The 16,293-nt window shown below is 34.7% G+C and carries 12 protein-coding genes and 6 pseudogenes; 10 read left to right on the top strand and 8 right to left on the bottom strand.

Translation table 11 applies throughout. From position 1 onward, the window contains the following. Positions 1–24: 24 nt before the first annotated feature. Entirely contained in the window at positions 25–891 is an 867-nt protein-coding gene (czcR, locus tag AC0OMU_RS00130) for a LysR family transcriptional regulator CzcR (RefSeq protein ID WP_474240802.1), read from the bottom strand. Positions 892–1,016: 125 nt separating this feature from the next. On the opposite strand from czcR, the gene AC0OMU_RS00125 reads away from it, so the two are divergent. From AC0OMU_RS00125 to AC0OMU_RS00115, 3 genes are all read left to right on the top strand, one after another. Further along, on the top strand, positions 1,017–1,982 hold the full coding sequence (locus tag AC0OMU_RS00125) for a DMT family transporter (protein WP_474240801.1): 966 nt from the start codon (positions 1,017–1,019) through the stop codon (positions 1,980–1,982). A 17-nt stretch (positions 1,983–1,999) separates the two neighbouring features. Beyond that, the gene (locus AC0OMU_RS00120; RefSeq protein ID WP_014477437.1) at positions 2,000–2,143 is read left to right on the top strand and encodes a YrzO family protein; all 144 of its coding nucleotides are present in this window, start codon (positions 2,000–2,002) and stop codon (positions 2,141–2,143) included. 288 nt (positions 2,144–2,431) lie between these two features. Further along, complete coding sequence (locus AC0OMU_RS00115; protein ID WP_474240800.1) at positions 2,432–3,736, top strand: hemolysin family protein; 1,305 nt, start codon at positions 2,432–2,434, stop codon at positions 3,734–3,736. Between the two features lie 156 nt (positions 3,737–3,892). Here the strand turns inward: AC0OMU_RS00115 and bltD are convergent, their stop codons facing one another. Both bltD and blt read right to left on the bottom strand, forming a co-directional pair. After that, entirely contained in the window at positions 3,893–4,351 is a 459-nt protein-coding gene (bltD, locus tag AC0OMU_RS00110) for a spermine/spermidine acetyltransferase (RefSeq protein WP_474240799.1), read from the bottom strand. A 199-nt stretch (positions 4,352–4,550) separates the two neighbouring features. Next, a complete protein-coding gene (blt, locus tag AC0OMU_RS00105; protein ID WP_181219819.1) occupies positions 4,551–5,753 on the bottom strand; it encodes a multidrug efflux MFS transporter Blt in 1,203 nt (400 codons plus the stop codon). 116 nt (positions 5,754–5,869) lie between these two features. On the opposite strand from blt, the gene bltR reads away from it, so the two are divergent. Together bltR and AC0OMU_RS00095 are read left to right on the top strand one after the other, a co-directional pair. Beyond that, entirely contained in the window at positions 5,870–6,691 is an 822-nt protein-coding gene (bltR, locus tag AC0OMU_RS00100; protein WP_474240798.1) for a multidrug efflux transcriptional regulator BltR, read from the top strand. 585 nt (positions 6,692–7,276) lie between these two features. Further along, positions 7,277–7,999, top strand: coding sequence for an NPP1 family protein (locus AC0OMU_RS00095; protein WP_015384163.1), 723 nt, complete (start codon positions 7,277–7,279; stop codon positions 7,997–7,999). A 245-nt stretch (positions 8,000–8,244) separates the two neighbouring features. On the opposite strand, the pseudogene AC0OMU_RS00090 reads toward AC0OMU_RS00095, so the two are convergent. The 3 pseudogenes from AC0OMU_RS00090 to AC0OMU_RS00080 form a co-directional block, all read right to left on the bottom strand. Then, positions 8,245–8,679, bottom strand: a pseudogene (locus tag AC0OMU_RS00090) (SMI1/KNR4 family protein). A 59-nt stretch (positions 8,680–8,738) separates the two neighbouring features. After that, positions 8,739–9,073, bottom strand: a pseudogene (locus AC0OMU_RS00085) (tRNA-Val4). Positions 9,074–9,331: 258 nt separating this feature from the next. Further along, positions 9,332–9,475: pseudogene (locus AC0OMU_RS00080) on the bottom strand (hypothetical protein); the annotation flags it as partial. A gap of 185 nt (positions 9,476–9,660) precedes the next feature. On the opposite strand from AC0OMU_RS00080, the gene AC0OMU_RS00075 reads away from it, so the two are divergent. After that, positions 9,661–10,788, top strand: a complete 1,128-nt coding sequence (locus tag AC0OMU_RS00075; RefSeq protein WP_014477416.1) for a Rap family tetratricopeptide repeat protein — start codon at positions 9,661–9,663, stop codon at positions 10,786–10,788. Between the two features lie 616 nt (positions 10,789–11,404). Here AC0OMU_RS00075 and pdxR read toward each other — a convergent pair. After that, positions 11,405–12,785: pseudogene (gene pdxR / locus AC0OMU_RS00070) on the bottom strand (MocR-like pyridoxine biosynthesis transcription factor PdxR). A gap of 148 nt (positions 12,786–12,933) precedes the next feature. Between pdxR and AC0OMU_RS00065 the strand changes: the two are divergent. Further along, positions 12,934–13,734, top strand: a complete 801-nt coding sequence (locus tag AC0OMU_RS00065) for a dihydrodipicolinate synthase family protein (RefSeq protein ID WP_474240797.1) — start codon at positions 12,934–12,936, stop codon at positions 13,732–13,734. Positions 13,735–13,839: 105 nt separating this feature from the next. Here the strand turns inward: AC0OMU_RS00065 and AC0OMU_RS00060 are convergent. Beyond that, positions 13,840–14,486: pseudogene (locus AC0OMU_RS00060) on the bottom strand (YczE/YyaS/YitT family protein). A 114-nt stretch (positions 14,487–14,600) separates the two neighbouring features. Here AC0OMU_RS00060 and AC0OMU_RS00055 point away from each other — a divergent pair. The 3 genes and pseudogenes from AC0OMU_RS00055 (at position 14,601) to AC0OMU_RS00045 (ending at position 16,243) form a co-directional block, all read left to right on the top strand. Next, entirely contained in the window at positions 14,601–15,056 is a 456-nt protein-coding gene (locus tag AC0OMU_RS00055) for a MarR family winged helix-turn-helix transcriptional regulator (RefSeq protein ID WP_474240806.1), read from the top strand. Positions 15,057–15,074: 18 nt separating this feature from the next. Further along, positions 15,075–15,593: a spermidine/spermine N(1)-acetyltransferase gene (paiA, locus tag AC0OMU_RS00050; RefSeq protein WP_047182913.1), complete on the top strand. Its 519-nt coding sequence runs from the start codon at positions 15,075–15,077 to the stop codon at positions 15,591–15,593. 25 nt (positions 15,594–15,618) lie between these two features. Further along, positions 15,619–16,243, top strand: a pseudogene (locus tag AC0OMU_RS00045) (FMN-binding negative transcriptional regulator). Positions 16,244–16,293 lie beyond the last annotated feature (50 nt).

Raw genomic sequence — 16,293 nt, 5'->3', positions numbered from 1 at the left:
GAACATAGAAAGAGAAAAATCACTTTAAGACATACTCATATTTTTATGTTCAACAATGGTCTTAAGGAGGCTGCGCATTGAATTTGTCAGGTACGCATCTTTATGGCGTATAAAGATTGTTGAGATACAGCTATCTTTCTCAGGCAATGGGTGACAATAAACCTTACCTTGTGCAGCTAGATGCATAACAGCAGATTCGGGTACCACTGTTATACCGAGTCCAAGTGCAACACTATTTAAGATTGTCTCCAGGATGTTAAATTCCATCATTCTGTTTGGGAGCACACCTTCATCTTTGAGCCATTGTTCAAGCCTAGACCGATACCCGCACCCCTGATTAAAAACAAGAATCGGAGTCGTTGAAAAATCCTCTATATTAAACGTTTTGTTACTGGTTACAAGAGTAAGTTTTTCAGTATAAACATCATACTGTTCCAGAATAGAATGTTTCAAAGGGCCTGAAATAAAAGCTCCGTCTAATTCGTGATTCATGACCTTTTTAATAAGTTCCTCTGTTAGACCAGCCTGCAATGATAAATCCACATTAGGATACTTTTTATAATAGGAAGCTATGATGGTCGGCAGTATCCTCACTGTTTCCACTGTACCGATTTTTAATATTCCAGACGGTATATCAGTATCTAGAAAGACTTGCTCCAGTTCTTCAACATCTTTCAAAATTTTGTTAACGTATTCAATCATTTTTCGGCCCTCTGGGCTTAGTGAAACCCCTTTTTTATGGCGATTGAAAAGAGGTGTTTTGAGCTCATTCTCTAATTGCTTAATCCGCGCAGTTACATTAGATTGTACATAATTTAACTCTTTTGCAGCACCGGTAATACTCTCGTGATGGGCTACGCATTTGAAAATTTGTAAGTCTCGCAGTTCCATGAAGATCCCCCCTTCATTAAAGTATCATTATCAATGATGTTTTTCATCACTTTTGTTCATTTTACTTGATGCTTACTTCTTTTTATAATTCTCATTGTAATTTTAAAGAAAAGGAGGGGAATTCAATGAAAAAAAGTCAATTATTCATTGGTGCCCTTACATGTTTAGTGGCAAGTATGTCTTGGGGCGCGATGTTTCCAGTTGCAGATCATGCATTAGAATTTATTGATCCGTTTTATTTTTCATTTATTCGCTACGGTGTGGTAACGATTATGTTAGTGATTTTATTATTGGTGAGAGAAGGAAAAAAATCATTTCATTTAGAGGGTAAAGCAAAATGGATCATTTTATTTGGGGTGATGGCGTTTACTGTATACAATGTTCTTATTTTTTTAGGTCAAAGGTTGATGGGGAAGTCTGGAATTATGACAGCATCCATTGCCGAGGCACTCATGCCGATGCTTTCAATTGTTATTCTATGGGGATATAAACATGTGAAACCTAAAAAATACACAATGATCAGTATATTGATTGCCTTTTTGGGGGCTTCGATGGTCATAACCAAAGGTAATATAAGTTTCTTTTTTTCATTAGGGGATCATCTATTCTCGCTACTCTTTATATTCATTGGTGTTTTAGGATGGGTTGTCTACACAATGGGGGGACAGTTATTCCAAGAGTGGTCCACACTTCGTTATTCAACATTGACATGTTTATTCGGCACAGCTATAACAGGAATCATGACAGCTATACTTACCGCGCAAGGTTACGTGTCGGTACCGAGTATTAAAGTGATTGCAGCAATTAAGTATGATTTTTTATTTATGATTACTTTACCAGGTATCATAGCGCTCCTTGGTTGGAACTATGGCATTAAAATCCTATCATCCATTAATGGGATTTTATTTATTAACTTTGTCCCCATTACTACATTGTTAATCATGGTGATCAAAGGATATAACATAACTGCATTTGATATAGTAGGAACACTGTTTGTGATTATTGGACTCATTTTAAATAACATATATCAGCGTAAGGAAGATTATAAGCAGGTATTACAAAAAGAAAAAACAAATTTGACTATCACTTAAACGGTGGGGGATTTAAAATGTTTGAAGGTTTATTGTTTTTTATTTCAGCTGGAATTGTCTGTGAACTTGCTGCAATTAATAGAAATGGCCGCAAAAATATAAAGCAACAGGCGGAATTGATTCAAATTTTAAAAGAAAACCTTAATAAAGACATTAAATAAATCAAGACGGTTGGATATTATTGAAACACACCAGAAAATTCAGGTGTGTTTTTATTTTGCTTTTTATTTTAAGTCTTAAAACGTCACCAATCGCTAGTTGAATACTATGGGAACCACTCTCCATACGGAAAAGATGATTATTTACATCATTCAGAGTTGATTTTAGGTTCTTTTGAACTTATAATGTTACATATACCGTTTTTTGTTTATTCAGAAAAAACAGACGTTATAAAAATAAAGGAAAATATTTACATCGGAGGTGTACGCCTTACTAGGTAAGGCAAATCATTGACAACCATTAACCTTATCATCTTTACTCTTTTAATTGTCTTGACAGCATTTTTTGTTGCGACTGAATTTGCGATAGTAAAGATCAGGTCATCAAAAATTGACCAACTCATATTAGAGGGAAAAAAAGGTGCCGTATCAGCCAAAAAGGTCATTACTCATTTGGACGAATATTTGTCAGCTTGTCAATTAGGGATCACGGTTACAGCGTTGGGAATTGGCTGGGTTGGAGAATCGACTTTTGAAGTGATTTTGCACCCCTTATTTGTTCATTTTCATGTAAGTGAAACAGTCTCACATGTATTGATCTTAGTGATTGCTTTTGTGATGGCGACTTTTTTGCATGTTGTAGTTGGAGAACTTGCTCCTAAAACACTCGCTATCCAAAAAGCGGAAACCATCACTCTTTTGACTGCAAAGCCAATTATTTGGTTTTACCGCATCCTGTTCCCTTTTATATGGTTTTTAAATGGTTCAGCCCGGTTTATAGTAGGACTCTTCGGTTTGAAACCTGCATCAGAACATGAACTTGCTCATTCTGAAGAAGAACTGCGCATCTTACTGTCTGAAAGCTATAAGAGCGGTGAAATCAATAAAAATGAGTTGAAATATGTAAATAATATTTTTGAATTTGATGAAAGAATCGCCAAAGAAATTATGATTCCGAGAAGAGAGATCGTAGCGATTTCTAGTGAGGATTCTTATGAAACTATTGTTAAGACCATTAAGACAGAGAGCTATACAAGGTACCCCGTCCTAAATGGAGATAAAGATTCAATCATTGGTTTTATCAATGCTAAAGAGTTCTTGTCAGCTTATATTGACACAGACCAGAAGATAAAAGAGAATTTCAAGTTAGAAAATCATATCAACCCTGTTATCCATGTTATTGAATCCGTTCCAATTCATGATTTATTGGTAAAAATGCAAAAAGAGCGAACACACATCGCTATTCTTGTTGATGAATATGGCGGCACTTCAGGTTTAGTCACTGCTGAAGATATTCTTGAAGAAATTGTTGGGGAAATCAGAGATGAATTTGATAAAGATGAAGTGCCTGATATTAGAAAAGTAAATGATAATCACTATATCTTAGATTCGAAAGTGCTCATTGAGGATGTAAATGATTTATTGGGAACGACGTTAGCAAGTGACGAAGTGGATACAATAGGCGGCTGGTTTATGACTCAACAAATAGACGCTGCAGTTGGGTCCGTTATAGAAGCCGATGGGTATATTTTTAAAGTGCACAAAACAGTTGGCCGACATATTAATTATTTAGAAATTGTCCGGAAAAAAGAATAACATCTGGATAAAACACATGAGATTTTGACTAATAAGATGCTTAAAGCCTGAGATGAAAATTTCATCCAGGCTTTTTTAAACAATGATCTTGCAGTTTAAGCAGGTAATCATTATCGAGGTTCAAACGTTTCTCAGCAAACAAGGAGGCTTGGATATCTATAGCTCTTTTACCATTACCTTCTCGCCATTAAAGTCGAGTTCACCATTAAATCGAAAACCAAACCTTTGATAAAGGCGTAGAGCATGAATATTATTTTCAAATATACTCAAATAAATTCTCTTGCATTTATATAGCTCAGCAAGGTGCTGAATGAGGGCTTTAAGCATTTTCTTCCCTAATCCTTTTCCCTGATAGCGTTCGTCAATAAAAAATCGGTCAAGCCAGATTCGTCCATTTTTATTATCTTCATCATACTCTGGAAACAATCCATACATTGCAAAACCGACTAGATCTCCTTCATAGTAAAGCCCGACAGGTTTATAATAGTGACATTCTTTTGCATCCTCTAAACATACTTTTGTAGATTCAATATATGATAATTGATTCTCGCTGACATGTAGATCAAGAATTGCAGCACGATTATCATCAGTTACTGCTTTTATTTTTATACTCATACTACATTCTCCTTTTTTCTTATCCCGGTTAGGCTGCGGTTTATGGTGATGGCAGATGAAATCCTAATATTGCTAAATCTCAGCTTAAACTATATTCACGTCAAACAACATGTAGCCTATCAAATTAAGTACCTTTTCTTATTGTGCCTAACCAGGGGCATTCCCTGCATCCAAATGACTTGACTTTATAGAAAATGAATTAATTCAAAGCTGCAGCATCATTCTTTTTTTCTTTCCAAACCATTGTAAGACCAAGGCCGACAATCATAACGAAACCTGCAAAAAGGAAAGGATAATGAATGTTAAGATCAAATAGTATACCGCCTAGAGCAGGTCCAAATATATTTCCCAGACTGGTGTATGTGGAGTTCATGCCTGCTACGAAACCCTGCTGGTTACCGGCCATATTGGATAAATGAGCGGTTAAGGCCGGGCGTAGCAAATCGAACGCCAGAAAAATAAAACAAGTTACAAGCAAAACAGTTAAAAATCCTGACATAACAGTAGACACGAAAGCCAAGATCGCTCCGGTTATTAAGCACAGCTGAATCATTCTTTTCTCTCCAAGTTTGTTGACCAATTTCCCGAATAGTAAAACTTGAATAACTACCGCAACAATGGAACTTATCGTAATAATGGTTGCGATATCTTTTGGTGTGAAGCCAAATTTATGATCAGAAAACAAGCTGAATACCGTTTCATAAGCTGATAAACCAAAAGCCATTACAAAGACGATAATAAATGCAATGAAATAGACAGGATGAATGGATCTCTTCAAGTCTTTAATGAAATTTGATTCCTTTGTATGAGATGAGAGTTGATGGCGTTCTTCAATCGACAATGACTCTTTTAGTATAAAAACGGAAGTGACAGCTGCTATTAACGCGATGGCGGAGGCGAAGAAAAACGGCATGCGGATACCAAAGCCGGCAATAAATCCTCCCGCACCAGGCCCAATAATAAAGCCTGTGCTAATTGCAGCAGAAACATACCCCATAGCCTTTGACCTTTCCTTTAGGGTTGTAATATCAGCTACATATGCTGTTACCGCGGGCATGATAAAAGCCGCACTTATACCACCCAATATCCTCGAGAAATAAAATATTGAAACATGGGTCCCTAATCCGAAAATCAACTCAGATAAACTGAATATAAGCAACCCGAGAATAATCATTTTTTTTCTGCCAAATCGGTCAACCCACCTACCTGCAAAAGGTGACGCAATTAACTGAGAAATGGAAAAAGCCGCAACAAGATAACCCATTGTGCTGCCGGATAAATGCATGATTTTCATAAAAGAAGGCATAACTGGAATGATTAAACCGATACCAAGAAATACTACGAAGATGTTGCTTAATAGTATAATGAATATCGTTTTTTGCTCATTTATTGATTTTTTCATCTGAATTCCCCTTTAACTCAATTGAACCCTTTTTACCTATCCTTTTCGCTTGAAGCTTTTTTCAAGTACAATCAAATCATAAGGTATATGGTTACCGTATAGTCAAGGAGGTTTTTATGAGCGAAGATGTTAAGAAGTATTTCACAACAGGGGAGTTTTCGAAGCTCTGCCGTGTAAAAAAACAAACCTTATTTCATTATGATGAGATTGGTCTTTTCTCGCCGGAAATAAAAAAAGAAAATGGGTATAGATATTATTCCTATCATCAATTTGAGATTTTTCAAGTCATCAGTCTATTTAAAGAGCTTGGGGTTCCATTAAAAGAAATAAAGTGTCTAATAAAAGGAAAAACACCAGACAAGATCCTGCATGTTCTAAAAGAAAAGTCTATTGAGATTGATAAAAAAATAAATGAGCTTATGCAGTTGCAAACGATCTTACAAACAAAAGTGACGCTTACAGAACAAGCACTTGAGACTGATTTTTCCTCAATTTCTTTTGAGTATTTACATGAAGAAAAATTTATGTTAAGCCGAAAAACATTAAACTTACCGGAACGAAAATATGTGGCTGCCATTTCAGAACTCATTCATGAAGTTCAGCAATATGAATTAGATGAAGGATATCCGATAGGCGGAATCTTTGCACGGGAACAAATCTTAGAAAAAGACTTCTACAATTACAGTTACTTTTATATAAAAGTAAAAGATGGGGTAGAGAACATAAATTATCATGTGCGACCAAAAGGCCTGTATGCAGTTGGATATGAAATAGGCGGAAATACTGAAGAGGCATACCGGAGAATCATTGAGTTCATTGAAAGAAATGAAATGCAAATAGGGGAAAATGCATATGAGGAATATATGCTGGATGAGATGGTAGTTGACGGGTATGAAAATACATATGCCAAAATCCTCCTTCAAGTTAAGGAGGTGTAAGATTACGAGATTTTCATATGGAAAAATTGTTACTATTGTGTGCCCAAGAAGAATATAAACTGGTTTACTAAGCAGCCCACAAGCGAACTTCAAAACTGCACCATTGAGTAAAAAGCAATGTCAATCTTTATTCGCTGGTGTAATTATTACTAGTGAAAAGGGCAAGGAGAATAAAATGGACTTCAAAGGGGCTTAATCATGAAAATGAATTATAAAATGAAAGAAGTTCAAAGAAAATACCAAAATGGATTGTGAAACGCGGGGCTTGCTTGTTGGTGGGGGTTAAATATCAATAACAAGTTGGTAAAAGGTTAATGATGGTGCCAATTTTATTCATCTGTTATGTTTTATTTTTAAATCCTGAAATTATACTTGAAGAGCAATGTCCTATTAAGCCTTACAGCCAAAGGGGAGGACATTTTATTTATTTTTAAAGAGTGCATTAATTACTGAATTTAAAGACATAAGGAAAATAAAATAGTAATCTAGTATGAAAATTCAGTTATCTTCTAAAAAAGATATTGATATTTATTCCAACTCTGTGGTATTTAATTGTTGTCAATATTCTTAAAAGGAGTTGGAATAATGAACAAATTTTTCTTGGCTCTCTTTTTATTTGTAATCACTTCTGTTAGCACGGTTTCAACAGCAAATGCAGCTGTAATCGATCATGATAAAGTTGTGGGTTTTAGAGAGGTGGTGCCTACCACTGTTACTCAAAAAGCGGCGAAACGTTTTCAACCATATCTAAAGGTTTATAGCGGCTGTGTGCCTTTTCCTGCAGTAGATGCGCAAGGTAATACAAGTGGAGGTTTAGAGCCGACTGGAGCGCCGGAAGGACATTGCAGCAAAAATACTGGACAAGTATATTCACGTTCTGCATGGTACAATGGGGTTTGGGCAATCATGTATTCTTGGTATTTTCCTAAAGATGAAGCCTCTCCAAGCTTAGGTCACAGACATGACTGGGAAGGAATCGTTGTATGGATTGATAATCCAGCGAATCAAAATCCAAAGGTTTTATCAATTGCATATTCCGGACATGGAAAATTCACAAATGTAGCACCAAGCGGAACCAACATGAAAGATGGCACTCATCCTTTGATTGCCTATGACAGCACGTGGCCACTTAACCACGAATTGATGATGAGCGATCGTGTTGTAGGTGGAACTCAACCGTTGATCGGTTGGGATGATTTAACTCCTGCCGCAAGGAATGCATTAAATACAGCAGATTTCGGTAAAGCAAACGTTCCTTTTAATGATAGTAATTTCACCAACAATTTAAAGAAAGCTTGGTTTAAATAAAAATTCATAATTCTAAATTGAGAAGAGTCCTTACTAAAAGAAGGGCTCTTTTTTCTCCTTACTTCAAGACGACATTTATGGACCGAAAACAAAAGCAAAACTTAAATCCCTAATAAAAGAGAAGCCCTTCTTGTTATGAGAAGGACTTTCCACATATATAATATGATTTCTTAAATTTTGCTTTCTGCAAATTCTGCCTTAGTTTTTTGTTATTTACTTAAAATCAGCTAGAGACAAAGTTCATTCTATTCAAGTTTGTTCATTAACTCTGTGAATGAATCACAAACATAGCTAATGGAACTTTCCTTATCTTCATAAGCGATGTCATGATCCCAAAATACAATAGAAGGACTTTTGAGTCCTTTTCTAAAATCGAAGCAGATTTCATTGCCAAACACATCATCGGCAATCGTTTTTACTTTATCTGGCATTCTGCCGTCTCAATAACGATTAGAAACGTTAACTATATATGACTCACTTTCTTTATGGAAGCTATGTAAGTATCCAAATGCAATTCCTTCCCTATCTTCAAGATCAAAAGTTTCAGGAGAGGGGGTAGCACCAGAATAGGTGTTGACATATTCTAAATAATCTTTTGGGAACTTTACTTGTAACGTGTTTTCTACTTCAATAATTTCCTCGTTACTAACAGGATGCTCTCCGAAATCCCATTCAACCATATGAATCCCGCCTTGATCTGTAACATCCTTCTTTATGTAACAAGAGGATGTTGATTTTTCTAATCTTTAAATATATCTGGAATTTTTTCTCATCATATTAATAGCAATTCTCTAAATTGATTAGTTTCAATTGAGTTTTCATAGGGTTCTTCTTCCTAAAAGAGGTTTCAACAATTGCCACATCTTTTTTGATTAGAACACTTGTAGCATTTAACTCTATCTCAAAATCTTCATATATCCCTTCTGAAACCTTCTCAATGTAATCTATATACTCGTTGGCTTGATCTTCTGTAACGATGTTTTCAATAAAATCAGAGAAAATACTAATTTCTTCTGGCAATACTATTCCTAAATCACCAAATGGATCTTCTTCAAATTTATATGAATACTTCATATGTTATTTCACCTTAAATATTATTATTTATATAACGGATAAGCAGTTGCTATTGCTCCTTATTTAAATACATTTCTATTTTAATACCCAACCAAGAGATGCCCCTGAATTTAGTTGGCCGATTTGCTTTTTAGTTTGGTAAGCTTCATCAATAGCTTTTAATACATCTGTACGGTTCCACTCTCTAGGGAAGAAACTAGAATCAGCTATTTTTATCAACCTCAACCTTTGCCATATAAACTCCGTTTTTATCAGTTTTTTTTTTCCGTACCCTGAATAATTTTTCCGCCCGACGCTTTGTAAAGCTTTTCTCAAGTTGACCATTTGCGTCTTTAGTTCTTTATATTCTTTGACGCGGTCTGTAGCTTCAGATATAAGTGTTTTAGCTTCAAAGACTTTCATCATCATACCCTTTCATTTAATTATATATCAAAATATTACCATGGAAGAAAGAGGGAACGAACCTAAAATTAACTTGATTGATCATATCAAAGATAGCGAATAAAAAGTTTGCGGTTTTTTTGCGGTCTGAACACTTTTTGGAAATGTTAGAATATTACATAAAAAGACATAAAAGGAGGGGTCCTGTGAATCCGGTTTTATCATCGTCAGAAGTTGGCGTAAAGATCAATGAATGGTATAAAATGATACGTCAATTTAGTGTCCCGGATGCAGAGATTTTAAAGGCAGAGGTCGAGCAAGAAATCCAACGGATGGAGGAAGATGAGTATTTACTCATTTACTTCTCCCTAATGAAATTCCGTCATCAGCTCATGTTAGATTATTTGGAACCCGTAACAACACGTATAAGACCAACTATTGAGGAACTTCTTGAAAAAATTGAGACTTCAAATAAAGGCATATCTGGCCTGTTATCGTATTATTCTCTATTTTTCAGAGGGATGTACGAGTTTGATAAGAAGCAATACATGAAAGCTATCTACTATTATAGAGAAGCCGAAAAGCAGCTTATACATGTCCCAGATGAGATCGAAAGGGCAGAGTTTCATTTTAAGTTAGCTGAAGCATATTATGGTATGAAGCAAAGTCATGTGTCTATGCATCACGTTAAACAAGCATTGGATATTTATAATCAATATGAACTTTATAAGGTGCGAAAAGTTCAATGTATGTTTGTTATCTCAGGGAATTATACTGATTTTAAACATTACGAAAAAAGTCAGCCGCATCTTGAAAAGGCATTAGAGTTATCTAGGGAATTGAATAACAAAAGGTTGATTAGTTCTGCACTATATAATTTAGGCACTAATTTTGCTGACAGTGGTGATTACGAGCAGGCGGAAGTATACATAAAGCAAGCAGTGGAGATTACAGAAAAAGAAAAGCTCACAAACTTGCCACATTCTTTATTTTCTTATGCAAAAATCCTTTTTAAACAAGGAAAAATGAATGAGGCTATCCAAGTAAGTAAGAAAGGTTTGTCAGCAGCTCTTTATCAAGGTGATGAGCTTTTCGCAAAATTACAGGGATATTTAAAAGCTCTTTATGTCGATGCAGTGGACCAACAAGGTGTTAATCAAACAATAGAATACTTAGAAAAAAATAAGAACTATTCATATATTGAAGACATTGCCTGTGAGACCGCAGCTGCTTACGCAAACTCAAAAGAATTTGAAACATCCTATGTATATCATCAGAAAATGCTTGAGACTCAAACACAAATTCAAAGGGGAGAATGCCTGTATGACTTTTAAAAAGAAGGTATGCCTAATCCTGGGTTTGTCACTTGTTTTAGTGTGTGGTTTCGGATCCAACTTAACAGAAGATCAAACTCAAAACACATTTCATATTGCCTCTGATCGTTTTCAAACTTGATAATATTACATTCAACCTCCTTCAGAAATGGAGGTTTTTTTATTTGATATTAACAGAAACAATGGAATCAAATGCTACATAAATAGTATCCCCTTTTAAATCCTTGAGGCATAACCTTATTTTTTGGGGAGAGAAAAAGGCAATAGTGCACCGCAAATTAAAATTTTCGGTAGATCATAATAACTTTTGGCTTGGTATTAAGAATCTTGAATATATGCTAGGTAACGGAGAAAGTGACAGGTTGGGGCTGTCAAAGAAAACACCAGATTATTAAGAAGCAAAAGGTAAAGAAACTAAGTTGGAAAACTAAACTTTAAATTAATTCAGGCTGTGAGAAAAATCTCAACAGCCTTTTATAATTGTTTAGGAGCAAGTGGATTGATAGTATGGACAAATGGTATCTAAAAAAGGAAAGAGTTTTAAGCCTTTTCTTTTTATCTATTATGTATATGAGCAAATTTTCTGTGCCTTTCAACTTCTATTTCTTAATTATGTTTAATTTAACCAAGCACTTTTTAAAAGCTGTGAGCCAGATGTAATTTCATCAAAGTTGAGATGAGCAAAACCTAACTTTATAATTGGTTTATCAGGCATAGTGTTAACGAAATGAACGGAAGTAGGATATACTTTCACACCGTACTGCAAAGCACGCTGAATTAATTTCTCTTCTAGGCAATTCAGATGAACTCTCACTAATATATATAATCCGGACTGCTCGCCGATGATTGTCACATGATCCCCAAACTGCTGCTTTAAATTTGAAATTAAGTGTTGCATCTTGCGTTTATATACAATGCGCATACGCTTAATATGGCGAGTCCATTCACCAGCCTTTATAAATTCAGACATGGTTAGCTGATTAAGCAAAGAAGCAGTGTTTTCAAAATGAAGAAACCGTTTTTTATACTTATGCAAAATGGGCTGCGGCAAAACCATATAACTTATACGGATGCCGGGAAGAAAGGATTTTGAGAAATTCCCCAAATAGATCACTCGTTCTGATTGAATGGATGCAAGGGCGGGAAACGGCTGTTGCGTATAACGGAACTCACTATCATAATCATCTTCAATAATATATCCTTCTCTATTATTCGCCCAATTGATCAGTGTTTGACGATGCTGAATGGTCATGCTTACGCCGTAAGGGCTATGATGGGAAGGAGTCAGCATAGATTAATTTCTCTTTCAGTGCATTTAATTGAGAAAAGTCAGCTCCACTTTCATAAACAGGAAGCGTTTCTAAATGAAGTCCATGAAATTGAAAAGCTTCCCTGGCACCTTCATACCCCGGATTTTCAACTACAATTCCGTGAAATTCCTCTTTTAGAATGTGGCAAAGATATATTAGCATTTGTTGCGTACCACTGCCGATAATAATAGAATTAGCATCTGTTTTCACCCCACGTGATTCTAAAAGATAAGTGGCAATTTGCTCACGGAGGCTCATTTCTCCAAATGGTTCGCTGTACAGATAGCTTTTCTCTAATGACAAAACCTGATTGTATAATTTTCTCCATGTTTTCAGCGGAAAATGCTTTTGATCGACGGCTCCGGCGCGAAAATCAATCAGTATCGGTTGTGACGTTTCTGTTTTATCAGCTCGTACCTCAGCATTTTCTTGTCTTAAAAGGGGTCCTACTTCATTTGCAAAATACCCTTTACGTGATTCTCCGCGAATGTATCCCTCTGCTAAAAGAAGATCGTAGGCCATTAGCGTTGTATTGCGGCTTACCTGCAGGGAATTGGCCAGTTCTCGAATGGATGGCAGCTGCTCATTTACTTTTATATTTCCATGCTCGATTAATGCCTTAAATTGCTCGTAAATTTGTTTGTATTTCGGAGTGTCGCTTTTGAAAGCGAAAATCATGCTTTTCATTTGTTTTTCTCCTCTGACATGTATATTTAACTAAAACTGTACCTTTTAAAATGTCAGTTGTTATTTTATCCTAAAAGTACTTTGTCAATCCATTGAAAATAAAGACATATGGTTAGTTAAAGAATATTTATTTGGGGGAAATTTCAAAATGAAAAATCTAAATGTTGCTATTCCTACACCTTTTAATGAGGATGAAAGTCTATTTTTAGAAGGATTTGATACTATTGTTGATCATTTAAAAAACAACGGTATCAATTCATTACTAATATGCGGTACTACTGGTGAACAACATTCACTGAGCATAGATGAACGTATTCAGATCATTGAGTATTTCAGTCAGCGAAAATCCGATGATATCGAACTTATGTTTGGTGTTTCAGCTACGAGAACAAGTGATGCCATAAAACTAATTGAAAAAATTGAGAAAACTCATATTCATTCAATATTAATTGGTTTTCCGCCTTATATAAGACCTACACAAAAGCAAGCTATTTATTATGTTGACGAACTTCTTAGTCATACATCTAAAGAGGTTGCGCTTTATAATAACCCTACCAGGACTGGTTTTAATTTGAGTGAGAAAGCACTTAATGATTTACTAAGCCGACATTCAAATATAAGGGGACTTAAAGAAGGAGGCGATGTTCATCGGCATAAACAAACAGACTTCCCTAATAATTTTATTATGTTTGCAGCTGGAGATGTAAACCTTCCAGAAATGATTAAAAATGGATGTAATGGTCTATCAAGCTTGGTTGGAAATGTTTATCCTGATGAGATCAAAGTAATTTTCAATGACTTATTAGAAAATAAACATGTAGATTTAAATAGATTAAACGAACTTATAAATGAAGTTATAAACGATCACACTCTTATTAATATAAAAACTCACTATAAAAATATTGGTTTCAAAATAGGAGATTGTCGATCACCGATCATAAAAATGTAAGATGGCGCCTTAGTTTGTTACAGAAAGGACTAACTTTGAGAAAGTGGAAGGAAGAACAGTGGAGTAAATATTTATGGCTGTCGAGAAAAAACTCGACAGCATACTCTATATTGTGTGGTTTTTATCTTTACCTAAATTTAATGAGGTACTAGAAGGGTTTGTTAATATGCAGTCTAAAACTTTTTTAGTATATGGCATAAAGTAATTAAGTATTAACCCTGCTAAACAAACGGTCAATAAAGTCCCTATACCAATTGGTCCATTCGAAATTATTGCCATTATCAAGAATATTAGGTAAATGAGTGTTCTTGCAAAAAATAGATTTGTTCTGGTTAATTCTTGTATGATTAAAGTTATTCGATCAATTGGAATTGGCGCAAAATTGGTGTATAAATATGTTGCAGTTCCTATTCCTATTACAACTAGCCCGATTCCGAAACAAACAATTTTGCTATACCATTGTTCAGGTGTTATTAAATCCTGCAATAAAAAAAGCCACATATCAATGCCAATTCCTGTTATAAATGCTGTTAACATCCCCAAAATTTCTGGTCGTTGTCTCTTTAAAATTGAATTGAAGCAAATCAGTATTAAGGCTAATATAATTTCCCAACTTCCCACAGTAAGTCCCACAATTGTGGACAGTCCAACCAATAGAGCATCAAAAGGTGAAGTGCCAAGGTTTGATTGAATCGTGAAAGAATGCCGAGGGTTAAGATTAAAATTCCTAATATATAAAACAAATATTTCATTGTACTCAGCCTCTTTTTTTATTATTTTTTGTTGTATTTACAACAAAGTTAATTATATTCAATATATGTCATTTATATTGTATTTGCAACAAAAATAACTTTAAGGGGGTAATGATGAAGGAAATTCTTCGTGAAATTGGAATGATTGCAAGGGCGTTAGATTCCATAAGTAATATCGAATTTAAAGAACATGACCTTACCAAAGGGCAGTATTTGTATCTTGTACGAATATGTGAAAACCCAGGAATCATCCAAGAAAAACTAGTTGAAATGATCAAAGTAGACAGAACGACAGCGTCTCGTGCGATTAAAAAACTTGAAATGAACAGTTTTATTGAAAAGAAAGATGATGAACATAACAAAAAAATAAAAAAACTCTTTCCAACTGAGAAGGGGAAAAATGTATTTCCATTTATAAAAAGTGAAAATGAGCATTCAAATCGTGTTGCTTTAGCGGGATTTTCTGAAAAAGAAGCAGAGTCTATTTTCAATTTTCTTCAAAGAATAAGAAAATATATAGAAAAAGATTGGGAATATGTTAAGAAGGGAAACAAAAGAAGTTATTTATAAAGAAGGAGCTTTATAAAAGTGAACATTCTAATTAAAAAGTGCAATCATGAAGATTTAAACATACTACAAGAAATAAGTATTGAAACGTTCAACGACACATTTAAAGATCAGAATTCACCTGAAAATATGAAAGCCTATTTAGAAAAAGCTTTTAACTCTAAACAACTTCAATTGGAGTTATCCAATTCTTGGTCACAATTCTATTTTGTTTTTTTAGATAATGAAGTAGCTGGATATTTAAAGGTCAATACAAATGATGCTCAGTCGGAAGAGATGGGTGAAGAATCACTTGAAATCGAAAGGATTTATATAAAGAAGAAATTCCAAAAACATGGTCTGGGTAAACATCTGTTTAATAAAGCTGTGGATATTGCACTGGAATGTAATAAAAAGAAAATTTGGCTAGGTGTTTGGGAAAAAAATGAAAATGCCATTGCTTTTTATGAAAAGATGGGATTTATTAAAACAGGAGCGCACTCATTTTATATGGGCGATGAAGAACAAACTGATTTCATCATGATCAAGACACTGATATAAATTTTTACAAGGGGGATGGATAGTTATGTATATTCCGAAATACTATAAGGTAACAAATATTAATGAGATTTGGGACTTTGTTAAAGAAAACTCTTTTGGCACAATTGTGACAACAAGAAAAGGGAAACCCATTGCTACTCATTTACCATTGCAGCTAGTGCAAGAAGGAGATACTTACTTTATAACGGGGCATATCGCTTATGGGAATCCTCAATGGAGAACATTTGAAACCAGTGAAGATGTACTGGTGATGTTTCAGGGACCACACGCTTATATCTCTTCTTCTTGGTATAAACAGGAAAATGTGCCAACATGGAATTATCAAGCTGTACATGTATATGGTACAGCTAGCATTTTAAACGAAGAAGAGTTAAAACAAGACTTAACATCGTTGCTACAAAAATATGAAAAACATCGTGAAAATCCGGTTTTATGGGATAGGCTTTCTCCTCAATTATTAGAACAAGAATTGAAAGGTATTGTTGGTTTTAAGATTAGAGTACAAGAAATTCAAGCTGCCAATAAATTAAGCCAAAATCGTAATGAAGAGGACTATCAGAACATCGTAAATAAACTCTATGAAGAAAAAGGATATAAATTCTCAACAAATGGCGCAACTGATGGAGAGCAAGTTCAAAAAGGAAAATTAAATGCTATTTTTATAATTTAAGATTTTTCTTTACAAGAATTAGTTTTGTTG

It is taken from the genome of Bacillus sp. FAU18, assembly GCF_056033885.1.
This window is presented reverse-complemented; position numbering and strand designations above follow the sequence as displayed.

Excerpts from the sequence above, each read along its gene's own strand:
- czcR (WP_474240802.1), bottom strand. The coding sequence starts at position 891 with ATGGAACTGCGAGACTTACAAATTTTCAAATGCGTAGCCCATCACGAG.
- AC0OMU_RS00125 (WP_474240801.1), top strand. The coding sequence starts at position 1,017 with ATGAAAAAAAGTCAATTATTCATTGGTGCCCTTACATGTTTAGTGGCA.
- AC0OMU_RS00120 (WP_014477437.1), top strand. The coding sequence starts at position 2,000 with ATGTTTGAAGGTTTATTGTTTTTTATTTCAGCTGGAATTGTCTGTGAA.
- bltD (WP_474240799.1), bottom strand. The coding sequence starts at position 4,351 with ATGAGTATAAAAATAAAAGCAGTAACTGATGATAATCGTGCTGCAATT.
- blt (WP_181219819.1), bottom strand. The coding sequence starts at position 5,753 with ATGAAAAAATCAATAAATGAGCAAAAAACGATATTCATTATACTATTA.
- bltR (WP_474240798.1), top strand. The coding sequence starts at position 5,870 with ATGAGCGAAGATGTTAAGAAGTATTTCACAACAGGGGAGTTTTCGAAG.
- AC0OMU_RS00095 (WP_015384163.1), top strand. The coding sequence starts at position 7,277 with ATGAACAAATTTTTCTTGGCTCTCTTTTTATTTGTAATCACTTCTGTT.
- AC0OMU_RS00065 (WP_474240797.1), top strand. The coding sequence starts at position 12,934 with ATGAAAAATCTAAATGTTGCTATTCCTACACCTTTTAATGAGGATGAA.
- AC0OMU_RS00055 (WP_474240806.1), top strand. The coding sequence starts at position 14,601 with ATGAAGGAAATTCTTCGTGAAATTGGAATGATTGCAAGGGCGTTAGAT.